This is a genomic window from Nocardiopsis listeri (genome assembly GCF_020741345.1).
Classification (GTDB): domain Bacteria; phylum Actinomycetota; class Actinomycetes; order Streptosporangiales; family Streptosporangiaceae; genus Nocardiopsis; species Nocardiopsis listeri_A.
This window is the reverse complement of sequence record NZ_DYZD01000040.1, coordinates 29810-47823: the sequence shown is the minus strand read 5'-3', so window position 1 is coordinate 47823 and position 18014 is coordinate 29810. Positions and strand designations below refer to the sequence as shown.

Below are 18014 nucleotides of genomic sequence, written 5' to 3'. Positions count from 1 at the left end.
CGACCCCGGTCCAGGAGTCCACCACGCGCATGCCCAGACCACCGGCGGAACGCGCCCGCCCGTCCCCGGCGGCCTTGTCGACGGTGTAGCGCAGTTCGTAACGGCCGTCCGACATGGTCAGCAGCCGGTCGTTGGCGGCCGCCACGACCTGCTCCAGCCGGGCCGCCAGGACGTAGGCGGACAGGCGCACGCTGTCGGTGTTGTCCGCAGACGTGCCCGCGGCCAGGGTGCTCAGCCCCTGCGCGATCGCGTACCGGCGCAGCACCGGCTCCGAACCCGCCATCCGGTCGGCCAGTTCGGCGCGCAGGTCGCCCAACCGGCGGGCCCGGTCGGCGAACATCCCCTGCCAGGTCACGGCACGCTCGGCGGCGCGCTCCGCGGCGGCGGCCACGGTCTCCGACCCGACCAGGTCCGGTGGCTCCTGTTCCCCGGCGGCCACGAGTTCGGGGTCGGCCAGGCTCGCCTGGACCGCCGCCCACCGGTCATCGAAGTCACGGGTGCGACGGCGCAGGTCCCGGCGCTCCTGATCGTCCATCGCGGCCTCCAGGACCTCGGCCTCGTCGGTGAACCCGGCCTCGGCCCGGGCCTCCTCGGCCTCGGCCACGGCGGCGCGCAGCTCCTCGGCGGCCCGCGCGCGCTGGTCCATCGCCTCGGCGGTGCCGCGCAACAGGTCGGCCTCACCGGTCAGTCGCGCGATGCGTTCGGGCAGGCCGGCGTCGTCGCCACGGGCCTGGTCCAGCAGGGTCGTGAGCCGTTCGTGTTCGGCCTGAGCGCCCTCCAGGCGAGTGCGGAACTCACCCTCCTGTCGGCCCAGTGCGCCCACACGTTCCTCGGTGTGCCGCAGTTCCTCGCGCAGCTGGGACAGTTCCTGTTCCAGACGCTTGCGCTCCCCGGCGGCGGCGCGAGCCTCGGCCAGCCGGTTCCGCTCGACCCCGACCTCCTCATCCGCGCTCGCGACGGTACGGTCCTCGGCGATCCTGGCCTCGGTCTCCACTCGGCCCCGCAGCCGCACCACCGTGCTCTCCGCCGCCGACCGTTCCGTCGCGGCCAGATCCGCGGCGACCTGGGCCTCCTTCTCCTGGTCGGCGGAGACCAGTCCCTCCTCACTGGGAACCGCGGGGGAGGGGTGTTCGGTCGACCCGCACACCGCGCACGCCGCCCCCTCCGCCAGGTCGGCGGCGAGCTCGGCGGCCATCTGCCTGATCCGCCGCTCCCGCAGGTCCTGTGCCTGGTCCCGGGTTCGCTGCGCGGTGTCCACGACCGCGCGCCGGGTCTCCTCCGCCCGCTCCAACTCCACGGTCAGCCGCTCGTGTTCCGCCGCCGCCCGACGGCGTTTCTCCGCCAGCGTCAACGCGTCCTGGGCGACCTCCACCAGGCCGGCGCGTTCGCGGACCTGCTCCAGTTCCCGCTGGACCGTCGCCACCCGGGCCGGCAGTGCCCGAGCGCGCTCCTCGGCCCGTTCGGTCTCGGCGCGGACCCCGGTCAGGCGCCGGTCCAGATCGGACAGTTCCCCGCGCAGCGCCCGGCGGCGTTCGGCGTCGCCGCGCAGCAGCTCCAACCGGGCCAGCTCGTCGCGGCGCCCCCGCTCGGCGGCGCGCAACGTCTCCGCGTCCGTCGAGGTGGTCACGCCCAGGTCGGGCAGGCCCGCCACCAGAGACAACCGGTCGGTGAGGGCCAACTCCGCCTTGTCCAGCTCGGTACGGCGGTGGTCACGGGCGCGCAGGAACGGCAGCACGGCGTCGGTGCGCTCCGCGCAGGTCAGGCGTTCCTGGGACCGGGTGCGCCAGGGCCGGTGTTCCTCCAGCAGTGCGCTCCGCTCCCGGGCCTGATCGAGCCGATCCCGCCGATCCCGCAGCGAGCGCCCGTCGGCCAGCGCCTGCCGGGCCCGGTCCCGGGCGAGCGTGAACTCACCGATGAGCGGCTCGGCGTCACGAACGGTCGCGGCGGAGACCACGGCCAGCTCGGTGGCCCAGGCGATCAACTCGGCCGGATCGGATTCCTGCGGCGTGGCGGACCGGCCCACTTCGGCGATCCGGCCGGCGACCTCGCGCACCCGCTCCTCTGCCGAACGCACCTCGCGTTCGAGCCTGCGGGTGTGTCCGCCCAGCCATTCCTCCACGTCCCGGAACACCCGGGTGTTGAAGATCCGCTCCAGGGACTTGCGGCGGTCGTCCGACTTGGCCCGCAGGAACTGGGCGAAGTCCCCTTGGGGCAGCATGACGATCTGGCAGAACTGGGTGAGGGTGAGCCCCACCTGGTCGCCGATGAACTGTCCGGCCTCGTCCGGGCGGGTGGTGACCGGCTGCCACGTTCCCTCCGACAGCTCCTGGACCACCACCTTCTGGTTCTGGGTGACGGTGCCGGTGCCGCGCTTCTTGGGCCGCTCCCAGCGGGGCTTGCGGTTGATCCGGATCCGTCGTCCCCGGATGGTGAACTCCAGGGTCACCTCCGGCTCCAGGTCCGGTGGCGCGTGGTCGCTCTTGGGGGACCGGTCCTTGCTGCGTGCCCCGGGCAGGCTTCCGTACAGCGCGAAGCAGACCGCGTCCAGAACGGAGGTCTTGCCCGCCCCGGTGGGTCCGTGGATGAGGAAGAGACCACCCTGGCCGAGTCGGTCGAAGTCCACCCTTTCGGTACCGGCGAAGGGGCCGAACGCGGTCATGGTGAGGTGGTGCAGGCGCATCAGTGGATCCCTTCCTGGAGCCGAACCTCTTCGATGGCCCGGTCCACGAGCGCGCTCTCCTCCGGGGTGGCGGGCACCCCGCGGGCCCATTCGACGAAGTCGGCGACCACGTCGCGTTCGGGGCGTTCGGCGATCGCGCCGGTCACGGGTCGCCGGTCGGGGGCACCGCCCTCGGGGGCGAACTCCAGCAACAGGGCGTGCGGGAACCGTTCGCGCAGCCGTTCCATGGGCCGGGTCGGCCTACGCGGGTCGGTGAGGGTGACCTGTAGCCAGTGGTCGGTGTAACGCTCCCACCCGGTGCCGGTGAGCAGGTCCTCCAGACGCCCGCGGATCCGGGCGAGGGGGCGTGGCACCGGGGCGTCCACGAACTCGGCCCCGGCGAACCCGCCGGCGTCCAGCTCCACCACCCAGCAGCCCTTGCGGTGGCGTTCCTCGGAGAAGGAGTAGGCCAAGGGGCTGCCCGGATAGCGCACCGTGGGGGTGATGGTCTGTCGGCCGTGCAGGTGGCCCAGGGCGACGTAGTCGACCCCGTCGTAGATGGAGGCGGGCACGTGCGAGGCGCCGCCCACGGAGATGTCGCGTTCGCTGTCGGAGCCCTCTCCGCCGGTGACGAAGGCGTGCGAGAGCACCACCGAACGGGTGCCGGGGCGCTCCTCCAGGTCGGCCCGGACCAGGTCCATGGCGTGTCCGATCACCGCGGGGTGCCCTCGCCCGGTCAGGTCCCAGTGGTGCCGGGCGATCTCCGGTTCCAGGTAGGGGATGCCGTAGAAGGCGACCGGTCCGTGCTCGTCGTCGATGACCACAGGCTCTCCCACGCCCTCCAGGGAGCTGCGCAGGTGGATCCCGGCGGCGTCGATGAGGTCGGTGGCGAAGGCCATGCGGGTGAGGGAGTCATGGTTGCCGCTGATCAACACGGCGCGTGCCCCGGTCGCGCGGATCCGGCCCAGTGCCCGGTCGAACAGGCGCACGGCGTCCACCGGTGGCAGGGCGCGGTCGTAGAGGTCCCCGGCGACCACGACCACGTCGATCCGTTCGGCGTGGACGGTGTCGACGAGGTGGTCCAGGAACGCGGCCTGGGCGTCGATGAGGTTCTCCCGGTGGAAGGAACGACCCAGGTGCCAGTCCGATGTGTGCAGCAGGCGCATGGGACTGGACATTACCCAAGTCGCGGGTGTCCCCGCCCGGGAAACCGGTGGTCCCGTGGACAACTCGCACAGGACCACCGGACGGGGTCACAGCTTTCGGGCCAGGGTGAGCCCGTCGCCGAGCGGCAGCAGGACCTGGGAGACCCGGTCGTCGGCCACCACCCGGTCGTTGAAGTCACGGATGCCCTGCACGTGGGGTGAGGTCTGCTCGGGGTCGATCACCCGCCCGTGGGAGAGGGTGTTGTCCGCCAGGAGCAGCCCGCCGGGGCGGATCCGCGGGACCAGTTCCTCCCAGTAATCGAGGTAACCGGTCTTGTCCGCGTCCAGGAAGGCCAGGTCGAACCGGGTGTCCTCGGGCAGTGCGCGCAGGGACTCCAGGGCCGGGCCGATCCGCAGCTCGATCTTGCCGGAGACCCCGGCGCGCTCCCAGTAGCGGCGGGCCACCGACGTCCACTCCTCGCTGATGTCCAAGGCCAGGAGGGTGCCGTCGTCGGGCAGTCCGCGGGCGAAGCAGATGGAGGAGTAACCGGTGAAGGTGCCGACCTCCACCACGTTCCGGGCTCCGGACAGCCGGGTGAGCAGGGTGGTGAACACTCCCTGCTCGGGTCCGATCTGCATGCCCTTGCGGTCGGGGAAGAGCCGGGCGGTCTCCTCGGAGAGGTCCACGAGGACCGGGTCGATCGGGTCGCTGTGGGCGACGATGTAGGAGTGCAGTTCCGGGGTGAGGCCTTCTGAGGTTCGAGTCACGCTCGCAAGCCTAGAACCCGGGCCTCACCCGGGCCAGGACCACGCCGTGGGCGCCGTCGACCGGACCCGGACGAGCCGGTGAAGGTCAGTGCTGGGGAAGCAGGGTGGGCCAGTCGAAGAGGTAGATCGACCCGACCACGACCCCGATGGTGAGCAGCGGGGTGACGACCTTCTTCTCCACGGGACCGTCGGTGGCGAATCCCCGGCCCTGGCCGATGCGCTTCTTCCAGAACGGCCAGAAGATCGGGACGCCCATCTTGGTGATCATGTCGCCGAAGAAGTGCAGGATCACGCCGAAGGCGACCGCCACGCCGAGCCAGGTGTAGTTCAGGCCGGCCGCGTACAGGCCCAAGGTGATCGCCGCGGTGCCCAGGGCGTTGATGATCCCCGACGCCGCACGGTTCTTGTCCAGACCGAATCCCAGACCCTGGAGCGCGATACCGATGAGCAGGAACACGAACACCTGAACGGCCAACTCCGACCACAGGGCCAGGAGGGTGACCAGGATGCCCATCAAGGCGGCGAAGAAGAACGAGTGCGTCCCCATCCGGTGACCGCCGAAGGCCCAGTTCAAGATGTCACTGAGGACCTCGGTGACCTTCCCGTAGGTCTTGGTCACCGTCGCGCTCTTGTGGTCCACGTCGGGCAGGAGGGCCGCCCCCGCGCACACCAAGGATCCGGCGACGATCTCACCCGGGCCCAGCGCGAAACTGAGTCCGAGGAATTCCTTGCCTTGGACGAACGGAACGACCGCCATCCAACCGACCACGCCGCTCAGTGCGTGAGAGTGCCCCATCATGGCGGGAACCGTAGCGGAAGTCCCCTATTCGCCGCGAATCGGAGTTCGGTTTTCGGTCGACCGATCAGGAGCCCTTTCGTCACTCCGGTCCCGCGAAACGCCCCGGATTCCCGGCGTAGGAGTCGAATGGGTTGCGATATCCCGCCTCACCTGGGAGATGATTGACGCTCATCACAACCTGTTGGTAGACAACCAACAACCCCCAGGTGGCCCGGCCACCACCCCACGATGAACCGACAGGGGCCGTCATGACACAGCACCCACCTCCCTCCGGCACCCTTCTTCGACGGACGCTGGCCTCCACCGGCGCGCTGATCCTGGTCGGGGGGCTGTCCGCGGTACCCGCGGCGGCCGATGAGACCGACGCGAACACCCTCACCGTGGCCATCTCCCAGCAGGTGGACTCGTTCAACCCCTTCACGGCGCAGTTGGCCGTCACCACCAACATCCTCAGACACGTCTACGACAGCATCGTGACGGTCGACCCGGAGACCAATGAGCCCGCGCCCTCTCTCGCGGAGAGCTGGGACACCTCCGACGACGGTCTGACCTGGACCTTCAACCTCCGTGACGACGTCTTCTTCACCGACGGCGAGCAGCTCACCGCCGACGACGTCGCCTGGACCTTCACCACCATCATGGAGAACGACGCCGCGGCCATCGCCTCGGGCAACTACGTCGCCGGGTTCGAGGAGGTCACCGCCGAGGACGACCACACCGTGGTCATCGAACTCGACGAACCCCAGGCCACCATGACCGCGCTCAACGTCCCGATCGTGCCCCGACACGTGTGGGAACCGATCGTGGAGGAGGAGGGCGAGAACTTCTCCGACTACGCCGGAGACGACTTCCCCACGGTCGGCAGCGGTCCCTTCGCCCTCACCGAGCACTCTCGAGGGGAGCACATCCGCCTGGAGGCCAACCCCGACCACTGGCGCGGCCCCGCCGGCTTCGACGAGCTGTACTTCCGCTACTACTCCGAGAAGGACGCCGCCGTCGAGGCGCTGCGCAGCGGAGAGGTCTCCTTCGTCTACGAACTGACCGACGCCCAGGTCACCTCCCTGGAGTCGGCCGAGGACATCGCCGTCAACATCGCCGACGGCAAGCGGTTCCAGGCCTTCACGATCAACCCGGGCGCGCAGACCCAGGACGGTGAGGCGTTCGGCGACGGACACCCCGCGCTCCAGGACCGGACCCTGCGCCAGGCCATCGTCATGGGCATCGACAACGAGGAGATCGTCCAGCAGGGCGCCAACGGCCAGGCCGTCGCGGCCGGCGGCTACATCCCGCCGCGTTACACCGACTTCCACTGGTCGCCCGAGGGCGAGGAGGCCATCCTCGACTTCGACCCGGACGCCGCCAACGAAATGCTCGACGAGGCCGGCTACGACAGGGGCGACGACGGTGTGCGCGTCTCACCCGACGGCGACCGCCTCGAACTGCGCATGCACGTCCACTCCGACCGCCCGGACAACGTCCAGGCCGGACAGGTCATCGCCGAGCGCCTCGCCGACATCGGTGTCGAGATCGACAACCGGACCGTCGACCCGGGCATCCTGAGCGACGCCCTCTACGACGCCGAGTACGACCTCATCTTCACCGGGTGGACGGTCAACCCCGACCCCGACTACGTGTTCAGCATCCACACCTGCGACGCGTTGCCCACCGAACCGGGCACCATGCAGGGCGACGCCTACTTCTGCGACGAGGAGTACGACGAGCTCTACGAGGCGCAGCTGAGCGAGTACGACCACGAGGCCCGCGCCGAGATCGTCCACCGGATGCAGGAGATCCTCTACGAAGAGGCCGTCGTCAACGTCCTGGCCTACCCGAACATCATGGAGGCCTACCGGACCGACCACATCGAGAGCATCCGGCTGGAGCCGACCGAGGGCGGCAACATCTGGGGTCAGGACGGCTACTGGGCCTGGTGGTCCGCCCAGCCCGTGGCCGGCGGATCCGACGCGAACAGCGGTGGGATCTCCACCGGGGTGGGCATCGGCGTCGGCGCCGTGGTCCTCGTCCTGCTCGCCGGTGGCGCCTTCCTGTTCTTCCGCAACCGTTCCACCGTGGAGGACCGCGAGTGACGACGACGCCCATCGAGGCGGACGGATCGGACGGGGCGGGGGCCGACGAGCTCCCCGCCCCGGCGGCCCCCGGGGGCGGGCACCGGGCACGGCGGGTGATCACCTACGTGCTCGGTCGTCTGCTGACAGCGGTCGTGTCCCTGTTCGCCGTGATCGTCGCCGGGTTCTTCCTCTTTCGGATCCTGCCCGGTGACCCCGTCCGCGCCATGACGGAGGGGCGTGAGGTCACCGCCGAACAGCGCGCGGAACTGCGCCGTCAGTTCGGCCTCGACCAACCCCTGTGGCGGCAGTTCCTCGACTACGCCGAAGGGCTGATCCACCTCGACCTGGGCGTGTCCTTCCAATACCGCGAACCGGTCGTCGACCTCATCCTGGAGCGCCTGGGGCCGACCATCCTGCTCGCCGGCACCGGCACGATCATCGCCGCCCTGCTCGGCCTGTTCCTGGGGTCGCGGGCAGGTTGGAATCCGGGCGGGCGCGGCGACCGGGTCAACACCGCCGTCGCGCTGTTCTTCTGGTCGGTGCCCACGTTCTGGCTCGGCCTGCTCCTCATCGTCCTGCTGGCCTCCGGCCGCGGTTTCATGCCCGGCCTGTTCCCGACCGGCGGCATGGTCGACCCGGGGCTGACCGGACCGGTGGAACGCGCGCTGAGCACCGCACAGCACATGGTCCTGCCGGTCACCACCATGGTGGCGGTCATCTACGCCCAGTACCTGATGATCATGCGCTCCTCCCTCATGGACGAGAAGGGGGCGGACTACCTGACCACCGCTCGCGCCAAGGGACTGCGCGACGTCCTGGTCAGGCGCAGGCACGCCGTTCCCAACGCGCTGTTGCCCACCGTCACGCTCATCTTCCTCAACCTCGGACAGGTCGTCTCCGGGGTGATCCTGGTGGAGACGGTCTTCTCCTGGCCCGGCCTCGGCCAACTCTTCTACTCCGGCCTGGAAGTCCCCGACCTCGGCCTCGTCCAAGGGCTGTTCGTGGTCTTCGCGGCCTCGGTGATCCTCATGAACCTCCTGGCCGACCTGGTGTATCCGCTGCTCGACCCACGGGTGCGCCCATGAGCGCGCCCACCGAACCCGCGCCCGGCACGGTGGTCTCGCCCCGCGCCCTGGCCCGGAAACGACGTCGTGAGGCCCTGGGCCGGTTCGCCCGCGATTACGCGCGCAACCGCGCAGGCCTGTTCGGACTGGCCTCGCTGCTCACGATCGGGGTGCTCGCCCTGACCGCGCCCCTGTTCGTGGACCAGGCGCACCTGACCATCACCGGCGCGCCCGGCGGCAGCTACCAGCCGCCGAGCCCGGAGTTCCCACTGGGCACCGACAACTTCGGACGTTCGATCCTGGACCTGATCATCTGGGGCGCGCGCGTCTCGTTGACGGTCGGCCTGCTGGCCACGTTCGTCTCCGTCACCCTGGGCACCCTGGCCGGGGTCACCGCCGGTCACTTCGGCTCCTCCGGCGGGGTGGGCGGCCGTGTGGTCTCCTCGGTGATCATGCGTGTCACCGACTGGTTCCTGGTGCTGCCCACCCTGGTCCTGGCGGTGGCCCTGGCCGCGGTGCTGCCGCGCGGCACCGGCACGATCATCCTCGCGATCGGGCTCACCGTCTGGCCGCCCACCGCCCGGCTGGTGCGCGCCCAGACGCTGGCGGTGGAGGCCCGCCCCTACGTGGAACGTGCCCGGGCCCTCGGTGGCGGCCACGCCCACGTCATGGGCTGGCACGTGTTGCCCAACGTGATGCCGGTGGTGCTCGCCCAGACCACGCTTTTGGTGGCGACCTCGATCATCGCCGAGTCCACCCTGGCCTTCCTGGGGATGGGCGACCCCACCACCATCTCCTGGGGCGGCATCCTCCAGGCCGCGCGCACCTCCGGGGCGATCAGCGCCGGGATCTGGTGGTACATCGTGCCGCCCGGACTGGCCATCGCCGTGGTCGCGCTGTCCTTCACCCTGTGCGGGCGCGCGGTCGAGTCCGTCATCAACCCACGTCTGAGGGGAGGAGCCGGGTGAGCGGCCTTCTCGACGTCCGGGACCTGCACGTCACCTACGCCACCGGCGGGGGTGAGATCCCCGCGGTGCGCGGTGTGAACCTGTCCCTTGACCGCGGTGACACCCTCGGTGTGGCGGGGGAGTCCGGCAGCGGAAAGTCCACCGTGGCCCTGGCCCTGCTGCGTCTGCTTCCGGCCAGTGCCCGTGTCACCGGGGACATCCTGCTGGAGGGCGAGAACGTCCTGGAGATGAAATGGGGCCGCCTGCGCGCCGTGCGCTGGGTCGGTGCCTCGGTGGTCTTCCAGGGGGCCATGCACTCCCTCAACCCGGTCAAGCGGATCGGTGATCAGATCGCCGAACCCCTCCTGCTGCACCAAACCGTGAAGCCGGACCGGGTCGCCGCCAGGGTCGACGAACTCCTCGAACAGGTGGGCCTGCCCACCTCCCGCGCCCAGGACCACCCCCACCGGTTGTCCGGGGGGCAACGCCAGCGGGTGATGATCGCGATGGCGCTGGCCTGTGAGCCGCGTCTGATCATCGCCGACGAGGCCACCACCGCCCTGGACGTCATGATCCAGGCGCAGATCCTCGCGTTGTTGCGCGGGCTGGTCGAGGAGACCGGCATCGGCATGCTGATGATCAGCCACGACCTGTCCGTCCTGGCCGCCACCTGCGACCGGGTCGCGGTCATGTACGCCGGTCGGATCGTGGAGGACGGGCCGGCGCGGGACGTGGTGCACCGGCCCGCCCACCCGTACGCGAGCGCGCTCAGCGCCGCCTTCCCCAAGATCGGGGATCCCGCCTCCCGACTGGCCCCGCGTGGTCTTCCGGGAGACCCGCCGGACCCGGCCGACCCGCCGTCGGGCTGCGTGTTCCGACCGCGATGCGCGGTGGCCGAGTCGGTGTGCGCCACCGTCGATCCGCCACTGTGGCCGGTCCACCCGGACGCCGATGGACACGCCGACCGGCACGCGGCGTGCGTGCACGTGGGCCCGGGATCGCTTTCGAAGGAGAGCGAGAGCGTCGACCCGACCGGGGAGACCAGTACAGAGGAGACGAGCCGTTGAGCGCCGACACCGCCCCCCGTCCGCCCTCGGCCGACCCCGAGGCGCAGACTCCGCCCGTCCTGAGGGCCGACTCCGTGGAGGTGGCCTTCACCGCCGGGTTCGCCCCCGGCGGGGGACGGGGCATCGCCCGCGCCGTGGACGGCGTTCACCTGGACGTGCGGCCCGGGGAGATCGTGGCCCTGGTCGGGGAGTCCGGCTGCGGCAAGACCACCCTGGCCCGCACGCTCCTGGGGTTGGAACGGCCCACCGCCGGTCGGGTGCTGTTCGAAGGCGAGCCGCTGCGCTACCGCTCCCGTGACCTTCGGGCCTACCGGCGTCGGGTGCAGCTTGTGCAGCAGGACCCGATGGGCTCGCTCAATCCGAGGCGCACCGTGTACGAGTCGGTGGTCGAGGGGCTTCGTGTCCACGAGGGCACCACGGTCGACGAGCCGGAACGAGTGGAACGCGCGCTGTCGCGCGCCGGTCTGCGCCCGCCCGAACGCTTCCTCTCGCGCTACCCGCACGAGCTGTCGGGAGGCCAGCGCCAGCGGGTGGTGATCGCCGGCGCCCTGGTCCTGGACCCCGAGGTGCTGGTGGCCGACGAACCGGTGGCGTCCCTGGACGCCTCGGTGCGCGGCGAGATCCTGCGACTGCTGCTGGAGTTGCGAGACGAACTGGGACTGTCCGCCCTGGTGGCCACGCACGACCTCGGTCTGGCCTGGAACATCGCCGACCGGGTGGCCGTGATGTACCTGGGTCGAGTGGTCGAACTGGGCACGGTGGAGGAGGTGCTGTCCGCGCCCGCGCACCCGTACACGCGCGCCCTGCTGTCGGTGCTGCCCGACTCCGACGTGGAGGAGGGGCCGGTGGTGCTCAGCGGTGAGCCACCGGACCCCGAGCAGGTGCCCTCGGGGTGTCGTTTCCACCCGCGCTGCCCGATCCTGGCCTCCGGGGAGGCCGAGCGGGCCGGGGTGGCAGACCGGTGCTCGAGCGTGGATCCGGAGATCCTGGGCGGTGGGGCCGAGCGTCGCGTGGCCTGCCACTGGGCGGCCGCGGACGGGTCCGGACGCCTGCTCGAACGGGCCACCTGACCCACCGAACGTGGACGTCTCCGGGATCCGGGGTTCCACACCTGTTCGTCCTTGGCCGGGACCGGCCGGGGAGAGCGCGCCGAGACGGAACAGCGTTGTGGTGGGGGCCGTTGGCATGGGTATGGCGACCACAGAGAACACCACGAGCGAGCGTCCGACCTCGGGGCCCGGAACCGCCCCACCGCCCCCGCCCGTGTTCACCGACCGCGACTTCTGGCACGGGTCGGAGCTGGACGTGGGCGCCTACCTGGACCGGCTCGGACTGTCCGGTGACCTGCCGCCCACCCTGGACACCCTGACCGCGGTGCACCGCGCCCACCTGGCCGCGATCCCCTTCGAGAACCTCCAGTTGCTGTTCGACCGCCCGGTTCCGCTGGACGTGCCGTCGTTGACGGACAAGATGGTCCGCCACCACCGGGGCGGCTACTGCTACGAACAGAATCTGCTGCTGGCCGCGGCCCTGGACCGGCTCGGGTTCACGCTCACCGCGTTCAGCGCACGTGTGTCGGTGGGCGGCGACGGGCGGCCCCGCCCCTCCACCCACGCCCTGCTGAAGGTGGAACCGGACGGCTCGCCGTGGCTGGTGGACGTCGGTTTCGGTGGTGGAGGGCTGCTGGAGCCCTTCCCCTTCGTGGACGGGCACCAGACCTCCCAGGACGGCTGGGACCTGCGTCTGGACCGGATCTCGGAGGTGGGGGAGGAGGAGTGGCTGCTGCGTTCCTTCGACGGGAAGGAGTGGCGGAACCTGTACTCCTTCACCACGGCCGGGAACCTGCCGCAGGACTACGAGATCTTCAGCCACTACCTCACCACCCACCCGCGTTCGCCGTTCCGGAGCCGGCTGATGGCCGCACGGACCATCGGCGGTACCCGGTACTCCCTGACCGACACGACCCTGACGGTGGAGCGGGTCGGCACGGACCGGAAGGACCCGGGCGTCGGGCCGGAACGGGAGGTGCGCGAGTTGCGGGTGGAAGAGCTGGGAGAGGTGTTGCGCGAGGTCTTCGACATCCGCCTTGACCAGGGAGAACGCGGTGTGGTCGAGGAGCGGGTGCGCGGCTTCCTTGGCGTGTGACTCACATCACATTTCACGCGTTCGGGGGTGGACACCGACGCCTCCCGCACGAGAAGCGTGTGGTCGGCGGGTGTGCCGACGGCGCGTCGGTGCGCCCACCGGCCACCTTCGATCCGGTTGGGGTGATCGCACATGTTCACCGTCGCGGAACCCCGGGCAGGACCCTTGAGGTGTCACTCCCAGGGAGTCAGCCCATGCCGCACATGACCACGGAAGACGTTCACGAGTACATCAACGGGATCTGCTTCAAGACCGGCCCTCCCGGCAAGGTCGGAGCCGAGACCGAATGGCTGGTGACCGACCCGGAACGACCCACCGAACCCGTCACCATCGACCGCCTCGCGGAGCTCGTGGAGGCCTGTGGCGCCCCGCCCGCGGGAAGCCGGATCACCTTCGAGCCGGGGGGTCAGATCGAGCTCAGCTCACCGGCGTTGCCGGGTCTCACCCAGGCCCACGAGGCACTCGCGGTCGACCTTCGGCACATCGAGAAGACCCTCGCGGACGCCGGACTTTACCTGGCCGAGACCGCGCTCGACCCGGTACGTCCGCCCGAACGACAACTCCGATCGCCCCGTTACACGGCGATGGAGCGATTCTTCGACCGGCACCGCCACGCCAGTGGCCGCACCATGATGTGCAGCTCCGCGTCCATCCAGGTGTGCCTGGACAACGGAGCCGACGCCGCCGACCTCCGCGGGCGCTGGCGGTTCCTGCACCGCCTCGGCCCCGTCCTGGTCGCGGCCTTCGCCAACTCGGCCGTCTGGCGAGGCCGCCCCACCGGTTGGAAGTCCTCCCGGTGGGCCATCTGGGCGGCCACCGACGCGACCCGCACCCGACCCGTCCTTGAACCCGGCACCGTCACCGACCCCGCCACGGCCTGGGCCGAGTACGCCCTGGGCGCACGGGTGATGGCACTGCCCGAGATCCCCGGTGGGGGCGGTGCCTGGACCGCCGATCCGGGAATCACCCTGGCCGACTGGGTCGACGGGCGGGGGCCGCGCCCGGTGACCCCCGCCGACCTGGAATTCCACCTGAGCACCCTGTTCCCGCCCATCCGCCCGCGCGGCTGGTGGGAACTGCGCATGATCGACACCGTGCCCCTGCGCTGGTGGCCGGTCCCGGTGGCGCTCGCCGCCGCCCTGACCGAAGACTCACGGGCCAGGGCCGTCGCCGAGGAGGCCACCGAGCGCCTGTGCCGCGGCGCCGCGCCCACACCCACGCTGTGGCTGCGCTCCGCCCGGCTGGGCCCCGGGGACGCCGAGATCTTCGCGTGCGCGCGGACCTGCTTCGACGCCGCCATAGAGGCCCTGCCCCGCATGGGGGCGGCCGCGCTCGCCGCTCTCGTCGACGAGTACGCCGGTCACTACGTCCGGCGAGGACTGTGCCCCGCCGACACCGCTCTCCAGGTGCCCGCACCGCGGCCCGCCGATTCGACGGCGACCGCGCGCGAGCGCCTCGCCCACCGTGGAGGTTCCTCATGAGCCTGGAACAGGAACGCGCCAAGGAACGCATCGCCGCCGAACTCGACCGCGGCCGCCGACGCAGCAACGGGCTGACCCTGCTGGCCCTCGACGACACCGAACTGCTCGCCCAGCACTCGCCCCTGATGTCGCCGCTGGTCTGGGACCTGGCGCACATCGGTAACTACGAGGAACAGTGGCTGCTGCGCGCCGCGGGGGGAAGGGAGGCGCTGCGCCCGGACATCGACGGGCTCTACGACGCCTTCGAGAACCCGCGCGCGGACCGGGTCACCCTCCCGCTGCTGCGACCCGAGGAGGCACGCGAGTACAACGAGCGTGTGCGACGGGAGGTCCTCGACACGTTGGAGGGCGCCGACCTGTCCCCGAGCCCCCCGGTGCCCGCCCAGGCGGGGAAGGCGGAACGCTCCCTGCTCGACGCGGGCTTCGTCTTCCACATGGTGATCCAGCACGAGCACATGCACGACGAGACGATGCTGGCCACACACCAGCTTCGACGCGGGGACCCGGTCCTGTTGGAGGAGACGCCCGCCCCCGACGCGTTCGAACCACCCGAAGAGGCGGAGGTGTGGGTCCCGGCCGGACCCTTCACACTCGGCACCGACGACGACCCCTGGTCCTACGACAACGAACGACCCGGCCACACCGTCGACCTGCCCGCCTACCGGATCGACACCCTCCCGGTCACCAACGCCGCCTACCTGGAGTTCGTCGACGACGGTGGCTACCGTGACCCCCGATGGTGGAGCCCGGCCGGTTGGGAGTGGCGGACACGACGGGAGGCCATCGCTCCGGCGTTCTGGAGCTTGGAGGGCGGACGCTGGACCCGCCGCCGCTTCGGCCGGCACGAGGACGTGCCGCCGAACGAGCCGGTCCAGCACGTGAGCTACCACGAGGCCGACGCCTACGCCCGCTGGGCGGGCAAACGCCTTCCCACCGAGGCCGAGTGGGAGAAGGCGGCCCGGTTCGACCCCGCCACCGGGCGCTGTCAACGCTTCCCCTGGGGCGACGCCGAACCCCGGACGCGCCACGCCAACCTGGGCCAGGGGCGGCTGGGACCGGACCCGGTGGGCACCCATCCGGACGGTGCCTCCCCGCTCGGCGTCCAACAGCTCATCGGGGACGTGTGGGAGTGGACCTCCACCACCTTCCACGGCTACCCGGGGTTTCGATCCTTCCCCTACCGCGAGTACTCGGAGGTCTTCTTCGACGACGGCTACAAGGTTCTGCGCGGAGGGTCGTGGGCCACCCACCCCACCGCGGTGAGATCCACCTTCCGCAATTGGGACCACCCGATCCGACGGCAGATCTTCAGCGGGTTCCGCTGCGCACGCGACGCGGACCCGTCCTGATGTGCCGCCACCTCGCCTACCTGGGACCGCCGCGCACGTTGCACGAACTGCTGTACTCGGCGCCCCATTCGTTGTTGGTCCAGTCCTGGGCGCCCCGGCGCCAGCGGTACGGCACCGTCAACGCCGACGGGTTCGGCGTCGGTTGGTACTCGCCGAGGCCCGAGACGCAAGCGATCGAAGAGCCCGTGCCGCCCCTGCGCTACCGGAGGGCCATGCCGATCTGGGGCGACTCCTCCTTCGCCGACGCGGCCCGCGCCATCACCTCCGGGTGCGTGGTCGCGGCCGTGCGCGACGCCACCGTCGGGTTCGGCTCCGAGGAGTCCGGCGCCCAACCCTTCCGGGCGGATCACCTGCTGTTCAGCCACAACGGGGCGGCCAAGGACGACCACGCGCTCGCCGTGGGGCTCGGCTCGCCACCGCCCCCAGACGCCTTGGAGGCCCGGGCACCCGTGGACTCGGCCCCGCTGTTCGCCCGCGCACTGGGGCTGTGGCGGGCCTCCGGCGACCTGCCGGGGTCCCTGGCCGCCGTGGTGCGCCAGGCCCGCGAACACTCCCAAGGTCGCTACAACCTGTTGGCCGGGGACGGTACGACGATCGTCGGCACGACCGCGGGGGACACCCTGTTCACCCTGCGCCGGCCGGGGCGTGCGCAGGGGGAGGGCGACGAGGTCTTCCTGGCCTCCGAACCCTTCGACGACGGACGCGGCTGGCGAGAGGTCCCCGAGGAGTCCGTGGTGGTCGCCACCCGGGAACACACCGACATCCGGCCGCTCGGCTGACCGGTACGGGAAACAGGAGGCAGCATGTTCCGGATCGACCGCAACCTCACAGGAGACGACCTCGACAAGGCCTTGCGGGCCGACGTCGCCGAAGGCCTCACCGCCCACCCCAAACGGCTCCCGCCCAAGTGGTTCTACGACGAACACGGCAGCGCCCTGTTCGAGGACATCACCCGGCTGCCCGAGTACTACCCGACCCGCACCGAACGCGGCATCCTCGAACTCCGCTCCGACGAGATCGCCCGGGCCGCAGACGCCGTCACCCTCATCGAGCTCGGATCCGGGTCCGGGGTCAAGACCCGGCTGCTGCTCGACGCCCTGCGCCGCCACGGCTCACTGAGACGCTTCGTGCCCGTCGACGTCAGCGGCGACTTCCTGGCCGCCTCCGCCCGACGGGTCGCCGACGACCACCCGGGCCTGGACGTGCACGCCGTGGTCGGTGACTTCGAACACCACCTGGGCCTGTTGCCGGTCAACGAACACGACGGCCGTCGGATGCTCGCCGTCCTGGGGTCCACCATCGGCAATCAAGCACCCGCCGAACGCGCCGTGTTCCTGCGCGACGTGCGCGGCACCCTCGATCCGGGCGACACGCTCCTGCTCGGTGCCGACCTGGTCAAGGACCCGGCGCGCCTGGTCGCCGCCTACGACGACGCCCAAGGGGTCACCGCCGCCTTCGACCGCAACGTCCTTTCGGTGATCAACCGGCGGCTGGGCGGTGACTTCGACCCGGCGGCCTTCGATCACCTGGCCGTGTGGAACGCCGAACACGAGTGGATCGAGATGCGCCTGCGCGCCCGCGCCCACCAGCGGGTGCGTGTGGCCGACCTCGACCTGGAGGTCGACTTCGAGGCCGGCGAGGAGATGCGCACCGAGATCTCCGCCAAGTTCCGTCGCGAAGGACTCACCGAGGAACTGGACGCCGCCGGGTTCACCCTCACCCATTGGTGGACCGACCCGGCCGGTGACTTCGCCCTCAACCTGTCCACCGCACGCTGAGCCGCCGGCCGGGGTCAACCGACGGCGACCCCCAGAAGTGACCCGACCAGGTAGGTGAGCGCCATCGCGAAGGACCCGCCGAGTACACACCGCACCGCCGCGCGCAGCGGCAGCGCGCGACCCATCCGGGCGCTCACCGCGCCCAACAGGCCGGTGGCCACCAGCACCGCCACGACGGTCACCGGCAGACGCCACGCGTCCGCGCTGAGCAACATCGCCGACAGTGGGATCAGCGCGCCGAACAGGAAGGAGAACATACTGGCGAAGGCGGCCTGCCACGGGTCCGTCCGATAGCGGTTCAGGCCCAGCTCCACCTCCACGTGCGCCCGAAGGACGTCGTGTTCGGTGAGCTCCTCGGCCACCTTCTCCGCCAACTCCTCACTCAGGCCCCGGGCGCGGTACATCCCGGCCAGTTCGGCGAGTTCTCCCTCCGGGTCCTCGATCAGCTCACGGCGCTCATGCGCGATGGCGGCGCGCTCGGTGTCCCGTTGTGTGCTCACCGACACGTACTCGCCGGCCGCCATCGACAGAGCGCCCGCCAAGGTGCCCGCCACCCCGGCCACCAACAGGGCCTCCCGGTGCGGAGTGGCACCCGCCACTCCCACCACCAGACCCGCGGTCGAGACGATGCCGTCATTGGCGCCCAGAACGGCCGCGCGCAGGCCGTTCAGCAGTGACCCCAGACGTTTTTGGGATCGTTCCGAGTGGTCCTCTGCCATGGCGTCAGCCTCGCACGCGCCGAC

At 70.9% G+C, this 18014-nt stretch carries 15 protein-coding genes; 10 read left to right on the top strand and 5 right to left on the bottom strand.

Annotated elements, in window-relative coordinates; genetic code table 11:
• From K8V84_RS02275 to K8V84_RS02260, 4 genes are all read right to left on the bottom strand, one after another.
• A partial coding sequence (locus tag K8V84_RS02275) for an SMC family ATPase (protein ID WP_304069693.1) occupies positions 1-2680 on the bottom strand: 2680 nt, incomplete at its 3' end.
• A complete protein-coding gene (locus K8V84_RS02270; protein WP_304069691.1) occupies positions 2680-3837 on the bottom strand; it encodes an exonuclease SbcCD subunit D in 1158 nt (385 codons plus the stop codon). The genes K8V84_RS02270 and K8V84_RS02275, both read right to left, overlap by 1 nt.
• A 75-nt stretch (positions 3838-3912) precedes the next feature.
• Positions 3913-4572, bottom strand: coding sequence for an O-methyltransferase (locus tag K8V84_RS02265; RefSeq protein ID WP_304069689.1), 660 nt, complete (start codon positions 4570-4572; stop codon positions 3913-3915).
• An 85-nt stretch (positions 4573-4657) separates the two neighbouring features.
• Positions 4658-5371: a metal-dependent hydrolase gene (locus tag K8V84_RS02260; protein ID WP_304069687.1), complete on the bottom strand. Its 714-nt coding sequence runs from the start codon at positions 5369-5371 to the stop codon at positions 4658-4660.
• Between the two features lie 248 nt (positions 5372-5619).
• Between K8V84_RS02260 and K8V84_RS02255 the strand changes: the two genes are divergently transcribed.
• The 10 genes from K8V84_RS02255 to egtD all read left to right on the top strand — a co-directional run bounded on the left by K8V84_RS02255 (position 5620) and on the right by egtD (position 17271).
• Complete coding sequence (locus K8V84_RS02255) at positions 5620-7458, top strand: ABC transporter substrate-binding protein (protein ID WP_304069685.1); 1839 nt, start codon at positions 5620-5622, stop codon at positions 7456-7458.
• Positions 7455-8525, top strand: a complete 1071-nt coding sequence (locus K8V84_RS02250; RefSeq protein ID WP_304069683.1) for an ABC transporter permease — start codon at positions 7455-7457, stop codon at positions 8523-8525. The genes K8V84_RS02255 and K8V84_RS02250 overlap by 4 nt, the downstream gene beginning before the upstream one ends.
• Entirely contained in the window at positions 8522-9472 is a 951-nt protein-coding gene (locus tag K8V84_RS02245; protein ID WP_304069682.1) for an ABC transporter permease, read from the top strand. The genes K8V84_RS02250 and K8V84_RS02245 overlap by 4 nt, the downstream gene beginning before the upstream one ends.
• Entirely contained in the window at positions 9469-10518 is a 1050-nt protein-coding gene (locus tag K8V84_RS02240) for an ABC transporter ATP-binding protein (protein ID WP_304069680.1), read from the top strand. The genes K8V84_RS02245 and K8V84_RS02240 overlap by 4 nt, the downstream gene beginning before the upstream one ends.
• Entirely contained in the window at positions 10515-11588 is a 1074-nt protein-coding gene (locus K8V84_RS02235) for an ABC transporter ATP-binding protein (RefSeq protein ID WP_304069678.1), read from the top strand. Before K8V84_RS02240 ends, K8V84_RS02235 begins: the two co-directional genes overlap by 4 nt.
• A gap of 121 nt (positions 11589-11709) precedes the next feature.
• Positions 11710-12663: an arylamine N-acetyltransferase gene (locus tag K8V84_RS02230; protein ID WP_304069676.1), complete on the top strand. Its 954-nt coding sequence runs from the start codon at positions 11710-11712 to the stop codon at positions 12661-12663.
• 194 nt (positions 12664-12857) lie between these two features.
• On the top strand, positions 12858-14144 hold the full coding sequence (gene egtA / locus K8V84_RS02225; protein ID WP_304069675.1) for an ergothioneine biosynthesis glutamate--cysteine ligase EgtA: 1287 nt from the start codon (positions 12858-12860) through the stop codon (positions 14142-14144).
• Positions 14141-15493, top strand: coding sequence for an ergothioneine biosynthesis protein EgtB (egtB, locus tag K8V84_RS02220; protein ID WP_304069673.1), 1353 nt, complete (start codon positions 14141-14143; stop codon positions 15491-15493). The genes egtA and egtB overlap by 4 nt, the downstream gene beginning before the upstream one ends.
• Positions 15493-16272 (top strand): ergothioneine biosynthesis protein EgtC, encoded by a 780-nt coding sequence (gene egtC / locus K8V84_RS02215; protein WP_304069672.1) that lies wholly within the window; start codon positions 15493-15495, stop codon positions 16270-16272. Before egtB ends, egtC begins: the two co-directional genes overlap by 1 nt.
• A 24-nt stretch (positions 16273-16296) precedes the next feature.
• The gene (gene egtD, locus K8V84_RS02210; RefSeq protein WP_304069671.1) at positions 16297-17271 is read left to right on the top strand and encodes an L-histidine N(alpha)-methyltransferase; all 975 of its coding nucleotides are present in this window, start codon (positions 16297-16299) and stop codon (positions 17269-17271) included.
• A 14-nt stretch (positions 17272-17285) separates the two neighbouring features.
• Here the strand turns inward: egtD and K8V84_RS02205 are convergent, their stop codons facing one another.
• Complete coding sequence (locus tag K8V84_RS02205; protein WP_304069670.1) at positions 17286-17990, bottom strand: VIT family protein; 705 nt, start codon at positions 17988-17990, stop codon at positions 17286-17288.
• Positions 17991-18014: the final 24 nt, after the last annotated feature.

Coding starts and splice junctions, on each gene's coding strand:
- K8V84_RS02270 (WP_304069691.1), bottom strand. CDS start 3,837: ATGTCCAGTCCCATGCGCCTGCTGCACACATCGGACTGGCACCTGGGT.
- K8V84_RS02260 (WP_304069687.1), bottom strand. CDS start 5,371: ATGATGGGGCACTCTCACGCACTGAGCGGCGTGGTCGGTTGGATGGCG.
- K8V84_RS02255 (WP_304069685.1), top strand. CDS start 5,620: ATGACACAGCACCCACCTCCCTCCGGCACCCTTCTTCGACGGACGCTG.
- K8V84_RS02245 (WP_304069682.1), top strand. CDS start 8,522: ATGAGCGCGCCCACCGAACCCGCGCCCGGCACGGTGGTCTCGCCCCGC.
- K8V84_RS02230 (WP_304069676.1), top strand. CDS start 11,710: ATGGCGACCACAGAGAACACCACGAGCGAGCGTCCGACCTCGGGGCCC.
- egtA (WP_304069675.1), top strand. CDS start 12,858: ATGCCGCACATGACCACGGAAGACGTTCACGAGTACATCAACGGGATC.
- egtB (WP_304069673.1), top strand. CDS start 14,141: ATGAGCCTGGAACAGGAACGCGCCAAGGAACGCATCGCCGCCGAACTC.
- egtC (WP_304069672.1), top strand. CDS start 15,493: ATGTGCCGCCACCTCGCCTACCTGGGACCGCCGCGCACGTTGCACGAA.
- egtD (WP_304069671.1), top strand. CDS start 16,297: ATGTTCCGGATCGACCGCAACCTCACAGGAGACGACCTCGACAAGGCC.
- K8V84_RS02205 (WP_304069670.1), bottom strand. CDS start 17,990: ATGGCAGAGGACCACTCGGAACGATCCCAAAAACGTCTGGGGTCACTG.